A 16,440-nucleotide genomic window follows, 5' to 3' on the forward strand; every position below is an offset into this window, starting at 1 on the left:
GACCATCACAGGACCCCTAAAGCGTCAAGAAGGCGGGAACGGACAGCGGCGAAGCCGGGATCTGCGGGCGAGCGAGGAGTCGCCAAGTCGATCGATTCCTCGGCGACGATGCGGCCTTCGTCGAGCACGATCACCCGATCGGCGAGCACGATCGACTCGTCGACGTCGTGCGTGACGAGCAGTACGGCGGGTTGGTGGGCGGCGCAGAGTTTCCGCAGCAACACGTGCATCTTCAACCTGGTAAGGGCATCCAGCGCACCGAACGGCTCGTCGGCCAGCAACAACTCCGGCTCGCGTACCAGCGAACGCGCCAGCGCGACCCGCTGCTGCTCACCACCGGACAGCTCACTCGGCCACGCCTTCTCACGCCCTTCGAGCCCGACTTCGGCAAGACTCTTCCGCCCGCGCTCCTCAGCTCCTCGCAGACCGAGTACGACGTTGTCGAGAACCCGGGCCCAGGGCAACAATCGCGAGTCCTGGAAAACAACTGAAACGTTTTCCGGTACGACGAGGTCACCGCTGCCGGCGACTCCGTGGTCGAGCCCGGCCAGTGCCCTGAGCAACGTGCTCTTGCCGGAGCCACTCTTGCCCAGAAGGGCAACGAATTCACCAGGCTGGATCTCGAGATCCAGGTCGTCGAGCACCACGCGGTCGGCGTACCGGCGTACCAGGCCTTGTACTTCGACGGCCGGGCCGCGGGTGCTGCGGGTGAGTGTGGTGGTCAGTCCGCCAGTGTGCGTCGCCATGTCAGCGCCCTCCTCTGAATCAACCGGACGGCACCGTCGGAGAGCAGCCCCAGCACTCCGTAGAGCACCAGTCCGACGATGATGATGTCGGTCTGTCCGTAGGTGCGGGCCAGCTCCATCATGTAGCCGATACCGCTGGTGGAGTTGATCTGCTCGACCACCACGAGCGACAGCCAGGCAGCGGTCACCGCGAACCGGAGACCGAGCAGAAAACCCGGCAAAGCGCCCGGCAACACGACTTTCCGTACGAACTCCCAGCGGGACAGGCCGACGGTCTGCGCGAGTTCGACGTATCGGCTGTCGATCGTGCGCAGGCCGTTGTGGGTGTGCAGGTAGATCGGTACGAAGACGCCGAGGGTGATCGTGGTGATCTTCATCGATTCGCCGATGCCGAGCCAGAGGATCAGCAGCGGCAGCAGGGCCAGCGACGGGATCGCTCGCTTGATCTGGATCGGTCCGTCGAGGACCGCCTCGCCGATCCGGCTGAGGCCGGACAGGAGCGCGAGCACGACCCCGAGCACGATGCCGAGACCGAGACCGGCCGCGGCGCGCTGGGTCGAGGTCAGCAGGTTCGACTGGAGCCGGCCGTCCGCGATCAGGTCGCCGGTCGTGGTGACGACGGTCCAGGGCGCCGAGAGGACCCGCGGGTCCAGCCAGCCGACGGCGGAGCCGATGCTCCACACCACCAGCAGGAGTACCGGGCCGATGGCTGCGCCGAACCTGATCGGCTTCCCCGGACCGAGTCGGCGGCGCCGGCGTACGGGCGTTGCCGTCTGCTCGCGCTCACCGGCCCGTACGCCGGTCAGCGTCGCGAGCGAGCCGCTCATTTCGCGGCCGCCTTGATCGCGTCGGTCGCCACGGACTGGAAGCGCAGGTCGTACAGGTCGGCGGCCTTGATCACCGGCTTGTCGAGTTCGGCGGCGAGCAGATCGATGGTCTCCTGGTGCCGGGCGATCGCGGCGCTCCAGTCGGCGCTGATGTCCGGCCGGCCGGCGTTGTCGACGAGCCATTGGCCATCGGCTTCGGACAGGCCTTGGTCCTTCACGTAGTACCCGGCGATCCATTCCTTCGGGTGCTTGTCGATCCAGTCCTGGGCGACACCCCAGGCGGCGACGTACGCGCGGATCGCAGCGGCTTTGCCGGCGTTCTCCAGCGACTCGGTCTGGACGTAGAGGTGACCGGCGTCGTCCCGCAGCCCGTGCTGGATCGTCGTACCGCCGTCCCTTCCGTACTTCGTGAGGTAGCGCTTGATCGAGACGCCGCCGATCGGGGCGACCTCGACCTGCTTGGCCGCCAGCGCGTTGACGTAGACGTCGCCGGTGCTGGGGAGCTCGATGAGCTTGACGTCGTTCTTGGTCAGGCCGGCCTTCTTGAGCGCCTTGAGTACCAGGGCGCCCTGGGCCTGGCCTGGGCTGAAGGCGATCTTCTTGCCGCGGAAGTCGGCGAGCGTCTTGACGTTCACGCCGGGGGCGATGCCGAACTCGTAAATCGGGTGGTTGATCGGGTCCTGCCGGAACTTGGAGGCGACGATCTTCACGTGCAGCCCGGTCCAGGTCGCGTGGATCGACGGGATCTCGGCGACCGCGCCGACGTCGAGCGCGTGCGCCCGGAACGCCTCGATGGTCTGCGGACCGCCGCTGAGGTTGGCGAACTGGACGTACTTCGAGACCTTGTCCAGCTGGCCGGACAGCTCGAGCGCCTTCTGGGTGGTCGGATCGCCGACGACGATCCTGGTGCCGTCCGGGACGGTGGTCGGCAGCGCGGCGTCGAGGGCGAGCTTGGGGCCTGCGCCGGCCTTCGCGTCGCCACCGCAGCCGGCCAGCAGCAGGGCCGCGGTCACGGCGACCGCCGCGACCGCGCCGGCTCGCAGGGTGCGGCGGATGTTTCGGGTGGTGGACATGGCGGAGTCCCTCTCAGATCAGGCGCTGATAGAAGATGTTCGATGCCCGGCGAGGCAGGCGGTGTGAAGCTGCAGGCGACGATGACTGCGTGGTCGGTCAGCTGGGACGGTCGGTGGTTGCGTAGCGGCCGTCGTGGTAGAGCAGAGGGTCGTGTTCGCGGCGTTCGGCGTGGGTGGCCAGGCGGGCCACGACGATGTGGTGGTCGCCGACCGAGAAGCGGTGCTCGACCAGGCCGCGCAGGTAGCTCGGGGCGTCGTCGAGGACGGGTTCGCCGGTGCGGAGGCGGGACCAGCGGGTGGGTTCGGCGAACCGGTCGATGCCGCTGGTGGCGAACCGGCCGGCGATCTCGTGCTGCTCGGCGTCCAGGAAATGGATCACCAAGCTGGTGGCCTTGTTGATCGTCGGCCAGCTGGACGCAGTGGTGGCGATCGAGAACGACACCAGCGGCGGCAGCAGGCTGACCGAGACGAGCGAGGTCGCCGTGAATCCCACGGGACCGTGGCCTGCGTCGGCGGTGATCACCACGACGCCGGCGGCGTGGCGGCGGAACACCGAGCGGAAAACGTTTGCGTCGACAGACTTCTCGTCGAGGCGGTCGGGGACCACGGATAGTCGGGTGTTCTGGGCAGGATCGAGCGCGTGGACGGACATGTCTCTCCCTCTGGACGGGGCAGGGACGACCGGCAGCGGACAGGCAGGAGCACCGCGACCGGGCGGAGGTGGGGTTCAACTGGCCTTCGGAGGGCCACTGTTCGGCGTACGGCCTAGTCGGCGGCCGGTACTGCGGTCGTCAGCGACAGGTGGCGCTGGAGGTGCGCATCTGGTCGATGACGCGGCGGCGGGTGAGCAGACGACTGACCAGCACCGGCAGCGGTGCGCCACCGGGGTTCCAGGCCGAAGTCGTCGTCATGTCAATCACTGTCTCACCTAAGTCGACTGAATAACTAGACAATCTCGCCATCCGAAACACCTGTCCGAATTTGCCCACTCCCCGAAACAACACACCCACCAGTTGCAGACAACCGCGGAGGACGAACGAGGAGGGCAAAGGAGATGCATCAGTCGGGTTTGCCAAGGCGGAGGCAGCAAGGCCCAGCTGGGGCGGGTGGGGAACGGAGGTCGGATGGGGACTGGGGGTGCAGGGCTGGAGGGGGTCCGGGGCCAGGAGTGCCGGGTGGGGCGTGCCCGGCAGGTGTGTGCGGGATGGGGGTGCCGGGTGGGGTGCGCCGGGAGGTGTCTGCGGGTGGGTGCGCGGGGCGGGTGCGCGGGGTGGGTGTGTGGGGTGGGGGGTCACAAGGTGGTGGGGTGGTGCGTTGTACTGGGGTGATGGTTTTGGAGCGGGTTGAGTTGCCGCCGTTTCAGGTGTTGGTGGATGAGCATTGGCGGGACGTGATTCGGTTGGCGCGGGCGTTGGCGGGGCCGGTGGACGGGGAGGATGTGGCGCAGCGGGCGTGGGAGAAAGCGTTTGCGGCTTATTCCGGGCTGAAGTCGGCCAAGAACCTGCGGAGCTGGTTGCTGACGATCACCGCGCGGTGTGCGACCGATGTCCACCGGGCGCGGAAACCACAGACACCCCTCGACGACGCTCCGCCGATCGCCGTGGACGGGCCGGACGCCGCCGAATGGCCCGACCCCGAGCTCTGGCAGGCCGTGAACGAGCTGCCCGAGCGGCAGCGCATCGCTGTCACGCTGAAATACGTCGGCGACCTGGACCACCATGGCGTGGCCGCCGCTCTGGACACCACGCCCGCCGCATCCCGCCGACTCGTCAGCGATGCGCTCGCAACGTTGCGCAAGAACCTCGGAGTACGAAATGACTGATCTCGAGCGCCGGCTGAGCCGCCTCGCCACACCCTCTACCGCCCGTCCGCCGGTGTTGCCCACCGCCGACGTCGCCTACGCCTTGCACGACACCCAGATCGGCACCCTGCTGCTGGCGGTCGCGGCGGGCAAGGTCGTCGCCAGCTCGTTCGGCGACGAGGAGACCATGACGAACCGGTTGGCCCGGGCGATCTCTCCCCGCGTACTGCGGCAGCCCGGCGCACTGGATGACGTACGCCGCCAGCTGGACGAATACCTGGCCGGCCGGCGGCACTCGTTCGACCTCGAGGTGGACCTCACGCTGGCCACCCCGTTCCAGCGACTCGTCCTCAGCGATCTCCCTCTCCACACCAGCTACGGCCGTACGACGACGTACGGCACCGTGGCGAGCGAGATCCACCGGCCGAAGGCAGCCCGGGCAGTCGGTACGGCGCTCGGCGCGAACCCGCTCTGCGTCGTGCTGCCCTGCCACCGGGTGATCGGCGCGAACGGAAACCTGACCGGATACGCAGGCGGGCTGGACGCGAAACGTTTTCTGCTGAATCTCGAATCGAAAAGCTGAGTTTTCTTCCGGCGCCGATCGAGGATTTACACTGAATCCATTGAGGAGGCAGGCCCCCAGTGTGGAGTGGGGACCTGCCTCTTCTTGCTCGACGCCGGAATTGCTGAGGTGTCAGCGATTCCAGAGCCCGGCCGCTGGCAGAACCCTCAGTTGCCCATAGCAACAGTCAATAGACAACTGCTGACCCAGACCGGATATTTCGGAGATATTTGAAATGTCCGGCCAGCCTTTGCCAGACCCCGTAGTACGGGCTAGGCGTTGGTGGGTTGACGGATTTCCAGGATGAGCCGGCGACGGCCGCCCCATTCGCGTTTGTAGACCTTGAAGTCCTCGATGCCGGCGGCGGTGCAGAGGCGGGCGTAGCTGGCTTCGTCGTGGATGAAGTGGACGCTGCTGGTGCCGAAGTGTTCGGTGGTGACGATGCGATGCTCGGGACCCTGGCGGATCCCGTTGGCGATCTCCGAGGCGGTGGCGGGGCCCCAGATGGGTCCCTCGATGATCGCGAGCCCGCCTGGCCGGAGTACGCGGGAGATCTCCCAGATCGTGGACATCTGCTCGTCCTCGGCGAACAGCTCGTGGAAGGCGGTCCACAGGCAGATCACCGCGTCGAAGGAGTCGGACTTGTACGGCAGGTCCGTCATCGAGCCGATCGCCCAATCGATCGACAGCTCCTCCTCGGCGGCCTTCGCCTGACCGGCCTGGATCAGGTTCGGGGAGATGTCGAGGGCACGGACGACCTTGCCGGCGCGGCGGAGCGGCAGGCTGACCCGGCCGTAGCCGCAGCACAGGTCGAGGACGGATTCGCGACCCTCGAGGAGCTCCTCGACGGCCTTGACGACGGCGGCGTCACGCTCGGGCGTGGTGCGACTGGCGAGCCCCTCGACCCCGAGTTCTTCGTACTCGGCCCGGCTGCGCAGTGCAGAATTCAGCATTGCGCAAGTATCCCGGGCCCGCCGGGCCACTGTCAGCATCAGGTACCAGATCGAGACCCGACAGTTCCCTCCTCGGCCGGCCGGTACTGCCGCCCGAGCCGGCCGAAAACGATTGCCGCCAGCATCGATACGACGATCGACGTGTAGGTGGCGCCGAGCCAGCCCGGAACCGCGTGCCCGTTGAAGATCCGGCCCTGCAGGTCGAGCCAGAACGGCGACCAGCCCTTGACCGTGCCCGGGTTCACCAGCTGGTACGCGACGAAGCCGAAGACCCAGGCCAGCGTGGGCTGCCAGCGGAACCGCGCGGTGTCGGAAACGTCCCAGCGCATCTTCCTGACCACAAAGAAGTCCGCGATCGCGACGGCGAACAAGGGGATGAAGACCGAGCCGATCAGGTAGAGGAACTGGGTGTAGTTGCCCAGGTCAACCAACAGGGCAAGCCCGGTGGCCAGTACGCCGATGGCGACCGAGATCCAGCGGCGATCGATGTGACCGATCAGGTTGTGCGCGGCCATCGTGGTGGAGTAGACGTTCGCGTACGCCTCGTCGACCTCGTCCACGAGCAAGACGAACAACGCGATTGCTCCAGCAGGCAAGGTGACGAGTGCGGTGATCACGTCGGTGCTGTTGGTCTGCAGTGTGGCGACAGCGAGCACGCCCAACGCGTAGTACACGATCGCTGCTATGCCGTAGCCCAGTGCTGATCCGGCGAAGGCTGCCTTGTTCGTCCGGGAGTGGCGCGTGTAGTCAGCGGCGAGTGGTGCGAAGGAGACGACGCCTGCGGCGGCTAGGTCAACAGCGGGCCAGAAGCCGAATACCTCTTCCTGCGGCAGGGAGTGCACCGGCTTGCTGAGCACCGCGACGAACAAGTAGACAGACGCGATCAGCACTAGCCAGACCATGAACTTGCGGAGCAGCTTCACACTGCCCAGCGGACGCACTGCCATCGCAGTGGCGATCACACCAGCCAGTACGACGAACACCCATCGCCAGCGCTCACTGGTCACCGCTACCGCGGCCTGTGAGATCACGATGATCTCCATGGTCGCCCAGCCGATGTTCTGCGCGATGTTGAGTACTGTCGGCGCCACCGAGCCGCGCCGCCCGAACAGTCCGCGCAGGCTGACCATCGCCGGGGCACCAGTCTGCGAGCCGAAGACGGCTGCACCACCGACCACCAGGGCGCCGATGCCGCAGCCGATCACTACAGCAAGCAGGCCTTTCACCAGCGAGCCCGTGTACGCCGCGACGAGCGCACCCGTCACCGGACCGAACAGCGAGATCCCGAAGTTGCCCCAGAGAGTGAACTGGTCGAGGAACCCAAGCGTGCGCGGGGTATCGGTAGTGAGGACCAGTGGCGCCTCGGTGCTGTTCTGGACGTCACGCACTGCAGTAGAGGTCATGGTGACCTGCTCCCTACGCCGGCATTACCCGGTCAGGTTCAGGCGGTCGGCGACCCTGCTTGTCGCCCTCTCAGCCCGCAATACGGTGCGAGCTCCCGCGGAGGTTTGTTACTTCGTCAACGATAACGCGTCAGTCGCTTTGTATACACCTGCCGATGAACGCTGCCAAGTCCCGGCCGTTGGTCAGCACCGGCATATGTGACCCACTTGGCAAGGTCCAGGCCTCGCCATGGGCCTTGTCGGCGAGCTGCTGCACCCACTGCGGCGGCGCCAGGTGGTCGTGCTTCGACCGTACGACGACTGTCGGCGTACTGAGCTCCCGTACAGCAGCAGCCAGGTCGTAGTGACGCGCTGCTTCCATCGCCCGTGCCATTGTGGGGAAGCCAGTGCGGAAGTACTGGCGGCTCAGCCTCGGAACGAGGCCAGGTGAGTCCCAGACGGCACTGCGCACCCACCGGGCAGCCAGTGTCGCCCAGGTCGACGCAGTGACATCACCACTCGGCGCTACAAGTACCAGTGCTTTGGCAAGCTCCGGATGCGCGACTGCAGCGGCTACTACGATCTGGCAGCTCGCAGAGTGACCTACCAGGACAGCTGGAGTCTCCTTGATCTGTACTGCGAGGCGCTCGGCCAGTGCTGTGGTGCTCAGGTCATCACCTCGCGCTGCGCGTTCGCCGTACCCAGGAAGCGTGATCACGTCGTACTGCGCGTCCAGGTGCGCCATTGTGGGTGCATAGGACTCCGGTCCCAGGCCTAGCCCGGGCACCAGTACGACGGGTGCTGTCATTCCCAGGGCGGGCGGTCTGGGGCGGCTTGGACGACCGGGTTGGAGACGTCGGGCCGCAACTCGCGGTACCCGAAGGCGAAGCCGACGGCCAGGATAAGCAGGCCTAGACCGCCCCACCCGTACGCCGTGGGTAGGCGATCCAGGTTGTCGTCGATCGAGCCCATGCCGGTGGACAGCACCATGACGAACCAGATGAACAGCGGGATCAGCGACAGGCCAACCAGACCGAGGCCGACGATCTCGACTGCGTCGGGGTCGCGGCCAACCTTGCGGCGGTGCATCAGGTCGCGCAGCCACATGCCGAGCGCAACGCCGCCGATCAGGATGATCAGGAGCTGGCCGATCGTGTCGATGACATCTGTGCGCAGTGGGTGGTTCAGGGGCGAGCCGGGGAGCTGGGCGATCTCACGGATGGACACGCGCTGGATTGAGATGACCAGGAGTCCGTAGACGGCGGCGATGATCAGGGCGAGCAGGACTACGCGTGCTGCTCGGGGGTCGCGCGGTACTGCGGGTAGCTGGTCGCGTCCGTACGACGGCAGCTCGTGGTGCTCCGGGTACGCGGGAGTGCCGTACGGGTGGCCGGGGCGGTAGCCAGGTGGCTGCACGTAGCCGGGCGGCTGGACGTAGCCGGGGTGCTCGCCGTACGGGCCTTGCTGTGGCTGACCAGGCTGCCCTGGGTACTGCGGCTGGCCCGGGTACTGCGGAGGCGGTTGCTGGCCGGGGTACTGCTGGGGAGGCGGTTGCTGGCCGGGCGGAGCGGAGTACGGGGTGTTGCTGCCGTACGGCGTGGGCTGGGCGTAGTGCTTCGACTCGGGCTCGTCCGGGTCGTCGCCGCGCCCGTAGGTGGGGAACTCCGGTGACGACATCGCTGCTCCCTCGGCTCGGCCTGACTCGCTGCTGCTCTCAGGTTCTCACGGCGGAGGCTTCAGGTGGCCTTGATCGTCGGCCAGGCGTTCGGCCGGCAACCACCGAGGCCCTTGGTCTGCTGCATCATCACCGGCGCCGGAGTGTTCTTCACGGCGCAGGTGGAGTGGCCGTGGCCTAGTGCGTGGCCGACCTCGTGGTTGACGAGGTAGCTGCGGTAGAGGTCGACCTGGCCGGCGTACGCCGGTACGGCGTACATCCAGCGCTTCGCGTTGAGCACCACCCGGTCCTCGACCCGGCAGGAGACCTCACCGCCGGTGTCGAGCGGTAGGCACAGCTTGTCCGTCAGCGTCGGCGTGGCGAGGATGACGCGCAGGTCGGCGTCTGCCTGGTCCGTCCGCTCGAAGCTGACCGGGTGCACCGCCTGCCAGCCGCGCGCGTCGGTCAACGTTTTGTGGATCGCGGCCGCGACGAGCGCGGGATTGAACGACAGGCCTTCCTCGATCTCGACCCGATAGGTGAGCTTGTCCCGTACGCCGGTCGCCTTGTTCGAGCCGGCCACGATGCCGAGCCGCCCGGTCGACACGGTGACGTTCGGCTTCGACTCCTTCGGCGGCCGGGTCAACGTCGGCGCCGGCCGCCCCGGCATCGTGAACGTTGCCGTCGGCACCGGTACGTCGACGACCACCTCCCGGTCCCCGAACTGAGCCGCCAGATTCTGCTCCCGCCCGGCCTCCGGGTGCAGCACCATCACCACTCCGAGCACCGCCACCGCTGTCACCGAGAACCACTGCGCCCGGTAAGACCGCCGCCGGCTGTGCCGCCCACCGGCCCTGCGCCGCTGCCCGGTAGCCATGGTCAACGACCCTATCCACTCCAAACCCTTTCCCAAAAGGGCAGCTTCAGGCGAGTGCCGCCACGAGGAGCTCGCAGGTCTCCTCGACAGTCACACCCTGGACAACTATCGCGTCCGGGCGCAGGGCCGCGACCAGGCTGTCGTACATCGATGCGAGGACCTCGCCGACGGCGGGGCTCCCGGTTTATTCGCCGGTCATGAACTCCGGTCCTCTGTGCATCGCACCATGGTCTCGTTGGATTGCCCGTTCGGACATAAACCGCAGGTGCTTGCGTTGGATGCTGTGGGATGGTCCTGGGGTGGATGCTGCTACTTGGACTTCTGGGGAATGGCTTGGGCGGGCTGGGGGGTGGCTCGATGAGCAGCTGGGGGCTGCGGGGCTGCGGCGTACGGGTGAGGTGAGTCAGCCGCGGGTGCGGGCGTGGGGGACCGTGTTGCGCGCGGAGACCAGCGCGGGGACGGTTTGGTTGAAGGCGCCTGGGCCGGAGACGGTGTTCGAGGTGCCGCTGTACCGGTTGCTGGCGACGATCGTGCCGCAGTTCGTGCTGGACCCGATCGCGGTCGACGTCGAGCGCGGCTGGGTGCTGTTGCCGGACGGCGGTCCCACCCTGCGGGAACAGCTGGGTGAAGAAGACCTGTCCGAGGTGATGACGCGCGTACTTCCGCAGTACGCGGAACTGCAGCTCGACCTGATGCCGCATGCCGAGGATCTGCTCGCGGCGGGTGTCACCGACATGCGTCCGGCGGTGATGCCGCAGCGGTTCGACGAGGCGCTCGAGGCGACCGGCCGCTACGTCGCCGCGAAGGGCGACGAGGAGGCGCGGGAGCGGCATGCGTGGGTGGCAGGGCAGCGTCAGGAGTTCATTGCACGCTGCGCCGACCTGCCGGACCGGGCGAGCCTCGATCACAACGACCTGCACAGCAGCAACATTCTCGGCCGTCCTGGTGGCCCGGTGCGGTTCTACGACTGGGGCGACAGCGTGCTCGCGCACGCGTTCAGCACGATGCTGATCCCGCTGGTGGGGCTGACCAAGCTGCTCGAGGTCGGTCCTGACGACGACCGGGTACGCCGTCCGCGCGACGCCTACCTCGAGGTGTTCGGGGACCCGGCCGACCTGCTCGCCGAACTCGAGCTGGCGTGCTGGATCGGCAAGGTCGCCCGAGCCCTCGTCTGGGAACGCTCCTTGCACGGCGACCTGGACAGCGAGTACGCCGACGCACCCCTGGAAACGCTGTGGGCTCTGAGCATGCCCTCCTGGCAGTTCCCCGCCTGACAGATCAAGCCGTGCGGGTGCGGAGGAATTTGCCGAAGTGGGGGACGGTGAAGGCGACCGTGCCGCGTTCGGCGGAGAAGACGAGGCCTTTCTTGATGAGGCCGTCCCGGGCTGGGGACAGGGATTGGGGTTTGCGGGAGAGAGTGGTGGCGACCTCGGCGGTGGGGACGGGGCCGTCGTCCACGCCGATGCCCAGTTCGGCCATGGCGCGCATGTACTCGCGTTCCGCCGGGGTCGCGCGTTCGTAGCGGGAGCCGAAGAAGCCGACGGTGAGTTCGCGGGAGGCTTCGGGGGCGGCGACGGCGACGTCCTTGATGGTGATCGGGCTCGCGGGGGCGTGGTCCCAGGTGGCGTGGGCGAAGGCCTGGACGAAGTACGGGTAGCCGTCGGTCTGCGCATACAGCTCGTCGAGCGCCTCCTCGTCGTACCGGACGTCCTCACTCTCGGCCGGGACCATCAGCGCGCGGTCGCAGGCTTCGCGGGCGAGGCGGTCGACGCGGATGTAGCGGAAGAGGCGTTCGGAGTACGACTTCGAGGCGGACAGTACGGCGGGGAGGTGTGGCAGGCCGGCTCCGACGACGACGAGCGGGGCACTCTGTTGCGAGATCTCGTGGCAGGCGGCGCAGAGTGCGGACAGGTCATCGGCGCTGATGTCCTGCATCTCGTCGATGAACAGCCCGACGCCGACGCTGAGATCACCGGCGAGGTCGGCGGCGTCGGTGAAGAGTTCGATCAGGTCCATCTCGAGGTCGCCCGAGTCGGCGCGGCCCTTCGCGGCGGCGACGTCGACGGGCGGGTGCCAGCGGATGCCCTTGCGGTCGTTCTGCGCGGTGCGGAGCGCGAAGGCCTTCAGTACGGCGCTGAACTGGTCGACCCGGTCGTCGTCACGGTGCCGGTGCCCGAGTTCGCGCATCGCGGTGTGCATCGCCTGCGCGATCGGCAGCCGGATGCTCTGGTCGGGGCGAGCCTCGATCTTGCCGGTACCCCAGGCGCGCTTGATCGCCTGACTTCGCAGAGTGTTCAGCAGCACGGTCTTGCCGACGCCGCGGAGTCCGGACAGCACCAGACTCCGTTCGGGCCGGCCGGCGGCGACGCGTTCGAGCACCACCTCGAACTGCCGGACCTCGGTGTCGCGACCGGCCAGCTCAGGAGGCCGCTGACCGGCGCCGGGCGCATAGGGATTCCGGATCGGATCCATGCATTCCACTGTATGAGCGCGTCTAGCGTTTTCCTTAGATTTCGCTAGCCACCCGCAGAGCGTGTCGCTTCTCTCTCAAAGATCACCCCTATCTAGCATTTTTGCTAGATTTCACTAGACACCCACATCAAGCCCTAGCGGCGATCACTTCGTACAGATGCCAGTGCTTCGGTCCGCCGAAAGACTTGCCGTCCTCCTCCACCTCGTCGAAGTGCTCCAGCTGCCACCCCCGAAACAGCTCCCGTACGGCGTACTCGGGGTGAACGCTGATTTCCGGCAACTCCGCCCAGGTGTCCCGAGCAGGAAGGGCTGCGCTCGTGGCACGTTCGGTGACTGTCCGGATAGCGGCTTCGCTGGAGTCGACGGCGTGGACTGACCAGCCGTTATGGAGGAGGTCGAGGGTCTCGTTGCCAGCACCGCAGCCTAGGTCGACGGCGGTGCCGGGACGGTCGAAGAGGGCGAGGGCGCGGTGGTAGAGGGGCTTCGGGGGACTGCCGGTGGTGTGGGCGATGTAGCCGGACCAGTCGGAGAAGCGTGTCATTTGGTGGAGTCTTCCGCGCGAAAGGGCCTCCGGGCGCACTAAGGTCTGCGCATGGGCGGGGTTGAGGTGCGGGAGTGGACCGTGCAGGCCGCTGCGCAGTACGAGCGGACGCATCAGCAGTACGTCGGGGGTGCGCGGAAGCTGGAAGCGCTGATCAACGAGTTGATCGGCGAGGAGGAGGGCATCAACTACCTGAGCGCGACGGCGCGGGCGAAGGATCCCGAGTCGTTCCTCGCGAAGGCGTCGAAGCCGCATCCGGACGATCCGAGCAAACCGAAGTACGACGATCCGCTGGAGCAGATCACCGATCTGGTCGCGGCCCGGATCATCACCTTCCTGGTCGAGGCGGTGGACCGGGTCTGCGAGGTGATCGAGTCCGAGTTCGAGATCGTCGAGCACACCGACATGGGCGCGCACACGCGGGCGCAGGGCGCCTTCGGGTATGCGAGCAAGCACTACCTGGTCCGCCTGAACGCGCACCGTCGCGAGCTGCCGGAGTACGCCGTACTGAAGAACCTGACGATGGAGATCCAGGTCCGTACGGCGGTCCAGCACGCGTGGGCCGAGTTCGAGCACGACATCCGGTACAAGCTGGACATCCCGCCGGACCGCAAGCCCGAGTTCGACCGGCGCTTCCTGCTAGCGGCCGCGTTGATGGAGCTGGCGGACAACGAGTTCGCCGAGATCGACAAGCTGTACCGCGAGCTGGCGGCTGCCGAGCCCGACGCGGCGCCGATGGATCTCACGACCAGCACGTTGACCACGTACCTGACCAGGCGCTACCCCGACGCGCCCCACGCGAAGACGAACCACTACGCATGGATCCTCGGGATCCTGGCCAAGCTGGGAGTCACCACGGAGGAGCAGCTGACAGAGCTGCTCCAGGGGATCGACAGTGCTGCAGTGCAGGCTGCCATGACACACAGGTTCCCCGCAGGCACGGTACGCCGGTTGGACGACGACCTGCTGGCGGCGAAGGGCACGGAGTACGTGGATCTGTTCCCGGAGGAAGAGCGTCGCCAGAAGATCCTCCGCGGCCGCTACAAGGCACTGGTCCGCAGCGGTTTACTAGAGGGCCCTTAGCGCGGGCGCGGCTTTTGCCGGAGCAGGGCTGCACCGAGTGGAGTCAGGATGTGCAGCATCGAGGTCTGCTTGCGCTGACTCGCGATCAGCCCGCTGTCGCGCAGCACGGTCAGGTGGTGACTGGCGGTCGGTGCACCGATCCCCACGCGTTTGGCGATCTCCCCAGTCGTGAGCCCTTCACTGGTCGCCTGGAGAACCGCCGCTCGCGTAGTACCGAGCAGTGCTGCTGTTGACGGTCGCTCTGGATCTGCGTCGCCCTCCACCTTGTGCAACAAGGGATAGCTGAGCATTGGCGGCAGGTCGTCGTCGGCCAGCGCTACTGGGTAGTGCCAGCAGAAGTACGACGGGGAGAGGAGCAGGCCGCGGCCGCCGAGGTGCAGGGTTCGGTCGTACGGGTACTGCACCTCCAGCACCGGGTAGTGCCAGCGCATCAGCGGCCAGTAGCTCTTGAGCAACTTATCGACGCCACCGCGAACCAGTGCTCGCGACCGCAGCTGCCTGTCGCCCTCGACGGCTTCCTGGATGTTGTCGTCCTGCGGCTCGATCACCTTCTGGTAGTAGGTCCGCAGAGCGGCGCCAAGCTCACCACGCATCTCCCCGGAAGCCAGGCGCTTGCCGAACACAGGAGCGCGATGCACAAGAGCCAGAGTCTTGAGTTCGCTGGTGACTCGCTCCTGGGGAGTGGCGAGGATCGCCTCGATGCCGGCGTCGAGTCCGTCGAGGGCCGCCGGCGGTGTGAGGAAGTCGGGAAAGTACGCGGCGCGGGGGAAGAGCGGGAGAAGCAGGTCGGTGACCATCGCGTGGAGGTCGCGGTCCTCGGTCAGGGCTTCCTGGGTGGAGCGGTACCAGTTCGCGTAGGCCCAGCGGCCGCGACGGGTCTGTAGACGGTCGAGGCTGTTGGTGATCTCCCAGAGCGGGTCAGGAGTTGCCGCCAGCCGCACCTTGGTCAGGTCGCGCTCGGTGAAGATGATCCGAAGCATCCAGTCCCCAGTCCTGCGTGTCGACGTCAGGCCGATGGAAGCCCGGACGGTAACAGCATGTCAAGAGAGTTCGATGGCAACTTTGGCGGCCGTGGCCCGGGCCCGGGCGGTGGTGGTGATCAGGCCGAGAACCAGGACCAGCAAACCGCAGCCGGCGATGATGAACCAGCACAGCCGGGCCGCCGGGACGAAGCTGGTCTCGAAGGCACTCGTCAGCCGGGCGTTCAGGACAGTACCGACGATCGCGACGCCGAGCGACGCACCGACCTGCCGGCTGGTCGAGGCGATCGCGGCCGCGACACCCGCCTGAGCGCGCGGCATCCCGGACACCGCCGCATTGGTGATCGGCGCATTCAGCATCCCGAAGCCGAGCCCGAAGATCAGGTACCCGACGAGTAGCACCGGCGTCGTCGTACCGACCGTCAACCGCGACAGCACCAGCCCGCTCACCGTCAGCGCACACCCGGCGATCACCAGCGGGATCCGCGACCCGCGACTGCCCACGATCCGCCCGGACAACGGCGCGAAGACCACCGTCATCGCCGCCATCGGCAAGGTCAGCAACCCCGCATGCAGCGCGGTGAACCCTCGAGCCTCTTGTAAATAAAGCGAATTCAGGAACAGGAAACCCGACAACGCAGCAAATCCGGACACGGCGATCACCGTCGCACCCGAGAACGGCAGGCTCCGGAAGAATCGCGGATCGAGCAACGGCTCCCGACGCTGTCGCTCATAAAGCACCAGCGACACCGCAGCCACCAGGACGACAACGAAACAGCCGAGGATCAACGGCGACGTCCACCCCGCGGACCGCCCCTCGATGATTCCGTAGGTCAGCCCGACCAGGAACAAGATCACCAGCAACTGCCCGACAGGATCGATCCGCCGCGCCACCGCGGCCCGCGACTCCGGGACGAACAAAGCAGTGAGCAGTACTGCGACCAGCGCGACCGGCACGTTGATCCAGAAGATCGATCGCCAGCCCGCCGAGTCGACCAGTACGCCGCCGACCACCGGGCCGACCGCCATGCTCAGCCCGACGACGCCACCCCAGATCCCGATCGCCTGGGCGCGCTCACGCGGGACGGTGAAAGTGTTGGTGATGATCGACATCGCGACCGGGTTGAGCATCGAGCCGCCGATCGCCTGCAGCATCCGGAAGACGATCAGCTGGTCGACGCTCTGGGCGAACCCGCAGAGCAACGACCCGACTCCGAACAGCACCAGTCCGACCTGGAACGTCCGCCGCCGGCCGACCCGGTCGGCGGTCGACCCCGACACCATCAGCAGACTGGCGATCACCAGCGTGTAGGCGTCGATGGTCCACTGCAGCTTGGCGACCGAGGCGGTCAGGTCGGACCGGATCGACGGCAGCGCCAGGTTCACGATGGTCGAGTCGAGCCCGACGATGAACAGGCTCAGACAGCAGATCCCGAGCACCAGCAGCCGCCGCCGGCGAGTCAGCTCACCCACTCAGCCTCCGCTTCAC

At 67.0% G+C, this 16,440-nt stretch carries 17 protein-coding genes and 1 riboswitch; of the genes, 4 read left to right on the forward strand and 13 right to left on the reverse strand.

The features are described 5' to 3' along the window. Nucleotides 1–5: 5 nt before the first annotated feature. The 4 genes from ABZ004_RS19790 to ABZ004_RS19805 all read right to left on the reverse strand — a co-directional run bounded on the left by ABZ004_RS19790 (nucleotide 6) and on the right by ABZ004_RS19805 (nucleotide 3,298). The gene (locus ABZ004_RS19790) at nucleotides 6–746 is read right to left on the reverse strand and encodes an ABC transporter ATP-binding protein (RefSeq protein ID WP_355681413.1); all 741 of its coding nucleotides are present in this window, start codon (nucleotides 744–746) and stop codon (nucleotides 6–8) included. Further along, a complete protein-coding gene (locus ABZ004_RS19795; RefSeq protein WP_355681415.1) occupies nucleotides 722–1,573 on the reverse strand; it encodes an ABC transporter permease in 852 nt (283 codons plus the stop codon). Before ABZ004_RS19795 ends, ABZ004_RS19790 begins: the two co-directional genes overlap by 25 nt. Then, entirely contained in the window at nucleotides 1,570–2,646 is a 1,077-nt protein-coding gene (locus ABZ004_RS19800; RefSeq protein ID WP_355681417.1) for an ABC transporter substrate-binding protein, read from the reverse strand. The genes ABZ004_RS19795 and ABZ004_RS19800 overlap by 4 nt, the downstream gene beginning before the upstream one ends. 97 nt (nucleotides 2,647–2,743) lie before the next feature. Then, entirely contained in the window at nucleotides 2,744–3,298 is a 555-nt protein-coding gene (locus ABZ004_RS19805; protein WP_355681419.1) for a flavin reductase family protein, read from the reverse strand. A 675-nt stretch (nucleotides 3,299–3,973) separates the two neighbouring features. On the opposite strand from ABZ004_RS19805, the gene ABZ004_RS19810 reads away from it, so the two are divergent. Both ABZ004_RS19810 and ABZ004_RS19815 read left to right on the forward strand, forming a co-directional pair. Beyond that, entirely contained in the window at nucleotides 3,974–4,468 is a 495-nt protein-coding gene (locus ABZ004_RS19810; RefSeq protein WP_355681421.1) for a sigma-70 family RNA polymerase sigma factor, read from the forward strand. After that, a complete protein-coding gene (locus ABZ004_RS19815; protein ID WP_355681423.1) occupies nucleotides 4,461–5,030 on the forward strand; it encodes a methylated-DNA--[protein]-cysteine S-methyltransferase in 570 nt (189 codons plus the stop codon). Before ABZ004_RS19810 ends, ABZ004_RS19815 begins: the two co-directional genes overlap by 8 nt. 251 nt (nucleotides 5,031–5,281) lie before the next feature. Here ABZ004_RS19815 and ABZ004_RS19820 read toward each other — a convergent pair whose 3' ends face one another. The 5 genes from ABZ004_RS19820 to ABZ004_RS19840 all read right to left on the reverse strand — a co-directional run bounded on the left by ABZ004_RS19820 (nucleotide 5,282) and on the right by ABZ004_RS19840 (nucleotide 9,875). Continuing rightward, entirely contained in the window at nucleotides 5,282–5,962 is a 681-nt protein-coding gene (locus ABZ004_RS19820) for a class I SAM-dependent methyltransferase (protein WP_355681425.1), read from the reverse strand. A 38-nt stretch (nucleotides 5,963–6,000) separates the two neighbouring features. After that, nucleotides 6,001–7,365, reverse strand: coding sequence for a cytosine permease (locus ABZ004_RS19825; protein WP_355681427.1), 1,365 nt, complete (start codon nucleotides 7,363–7,365; stop codon nucleotides 6,001–6,003). Beyond that, nucleotides 7,359–7,474, reverse strand: a riboswitch (TPP riboswitch). It overlaps the preceding gene by 7 nt. 21 nt (nucleotides 7,475–7,495) lie before the next feature. Next, nucleotides 7,496–8,089, reverse strand: coding sequence for an alpha/beta hydrolase (locus tag ABZ004_RS19830; RefSeq protein ID WP_355681428.1), 594 nt, complete (start codon nucleotides 8,087–8,089; stop codon nucleotides 7,496–7,498). A gap of 59 nt (nucleotides 8,090–8,148) precedes the next feature. Continuing rightward, nucleotides 8,149–9,021: a hypothetical protein gene (locus tag ABZ004_RS19835; protein WP_355681430.1), complete on the reverse strand. Its 873-nt coding sequence runs from the start codon at nucleotides 9,019–9,021 to the stop codon at nucleotides 8,149–8,151. Nucleotides 9,022–9,080: 59 nt separating this feature from the next. After that, nucleotides 9,081–9,875, reverse strand: coding sequence for a DUF3152 domain-containing protein (locus ABZ004_RS19840; RefSeq protein WP_355681432.1), 795 nt, complete (start codon nucleotides 9,873–9,875; stop codon nucleotides 9,081–9,083). Between the two features lie 299 nt (nucleotides 9,876–10,174). Here ABZ004_RS19840 and ABZ004_RS19845 point away from each other — a divergent pair, with 299 nt between their 5' ends. Continuing rightward, a complete protein-coding gene (locus tag ABZ004_RS19845; protein ID WP_355681434.1) occupies nucleotides 10,175–11,149 on the forward strand; it encodes a hypothetical protein in 975 nt (324 codons plus the stop codon). 4 nt (nucleotides 11,150–11,153) lie between these two features. Here ABZ004_RS19845 and ABZ004_RS19850 read toward each other — a convergent pair whose 3' ends face one another. Continuing rightward, on the reverse strand, nucleotides 11,154–12,347 hold the full coding sequence (locus ABZ004_RS19850; RefSeq protein ID WP_355681435.1) for an ATP-binding protein: 1,194 nt from the start codon (nucleotides 12,345–12,347) through the stop codon (nucleotides 11,154–11,156). A 127-nt stretch (nucleotides 12,348–12,474) separates the two neighbouring features. Further along, entirely contained in the window at nucleotides 12,475–12,888 is a 414-nt protein-coding gene (locus ABZ004_RS19855; protein WP_355681437.1) for a class I SAM-dependent methyltransferase, read from the reverse strand. Nucleotides 12,889–12,939: 51 nt separating this feature from the next. Between ABZ004_RS19855 and ABZ004_RS19860 the strand changes: the two genes are divergently transcribed. Continuing rightward, on the forward strand, nucleotides 12,940–13,971 hold the full coding sequence (locus ABZ004_RS19860) for a (p)ppGpp synthetase (protein WP_355681439.1): 1,032 nt from the start codon (nucleotides 12,940–12,942) through the stop codon (nucleotides 13,969–13,971). Here ABZ004_RS19860 and ABZ004_RS19865 read toward each other — a convergent pair. Both ABZ004_RS19865 and ABZ004_RS19870 read right to left on the reverse strand, forming a co-directional pair. Next, nucleotides 13,968–14,951 carry a winged helix-turn-helix domain-containing protein gene (locus ABZ004_RS19865; RefSeq protein ID WP_355681441.1) on the reverse strand — a complete coding sequence of 328 codons (984 nt, stop codon included), beginning with the start codon at nucleotides 14,949–14,951 and terminating at the stop codon, nucleotides 13,968–13,970. The genes ABZ004_RS19860 and ABZ004_RS19865 overlap by 4 nt on opposite strands. A gap of 60 nt (nucleotides 14,952–15,011) precedes the next feature. Beyond that, nucleotides 15,012–16,424, reverse strand: a complete 1,413-nt coding sequence (locus ABZ004_RS19870) for an MFS transporter (RefSeq protein ID WP_355681443.1) — start codon at nucleotides 16,422–16,424, stop codon at nucleotides 15,012–15,014. Between the last annotated feature and the right edge of the window lie 16 nt (nucleotides 16,425–16,440).

It is taken from the genome of Kribbella sp. NPDC006257 (assembly GCF_040613535.1).
Lineage (GTDB): Bacteria > Actinomycetota > Actinomycetes > Propionibacteriales > Kribbellaceae > Kribbella.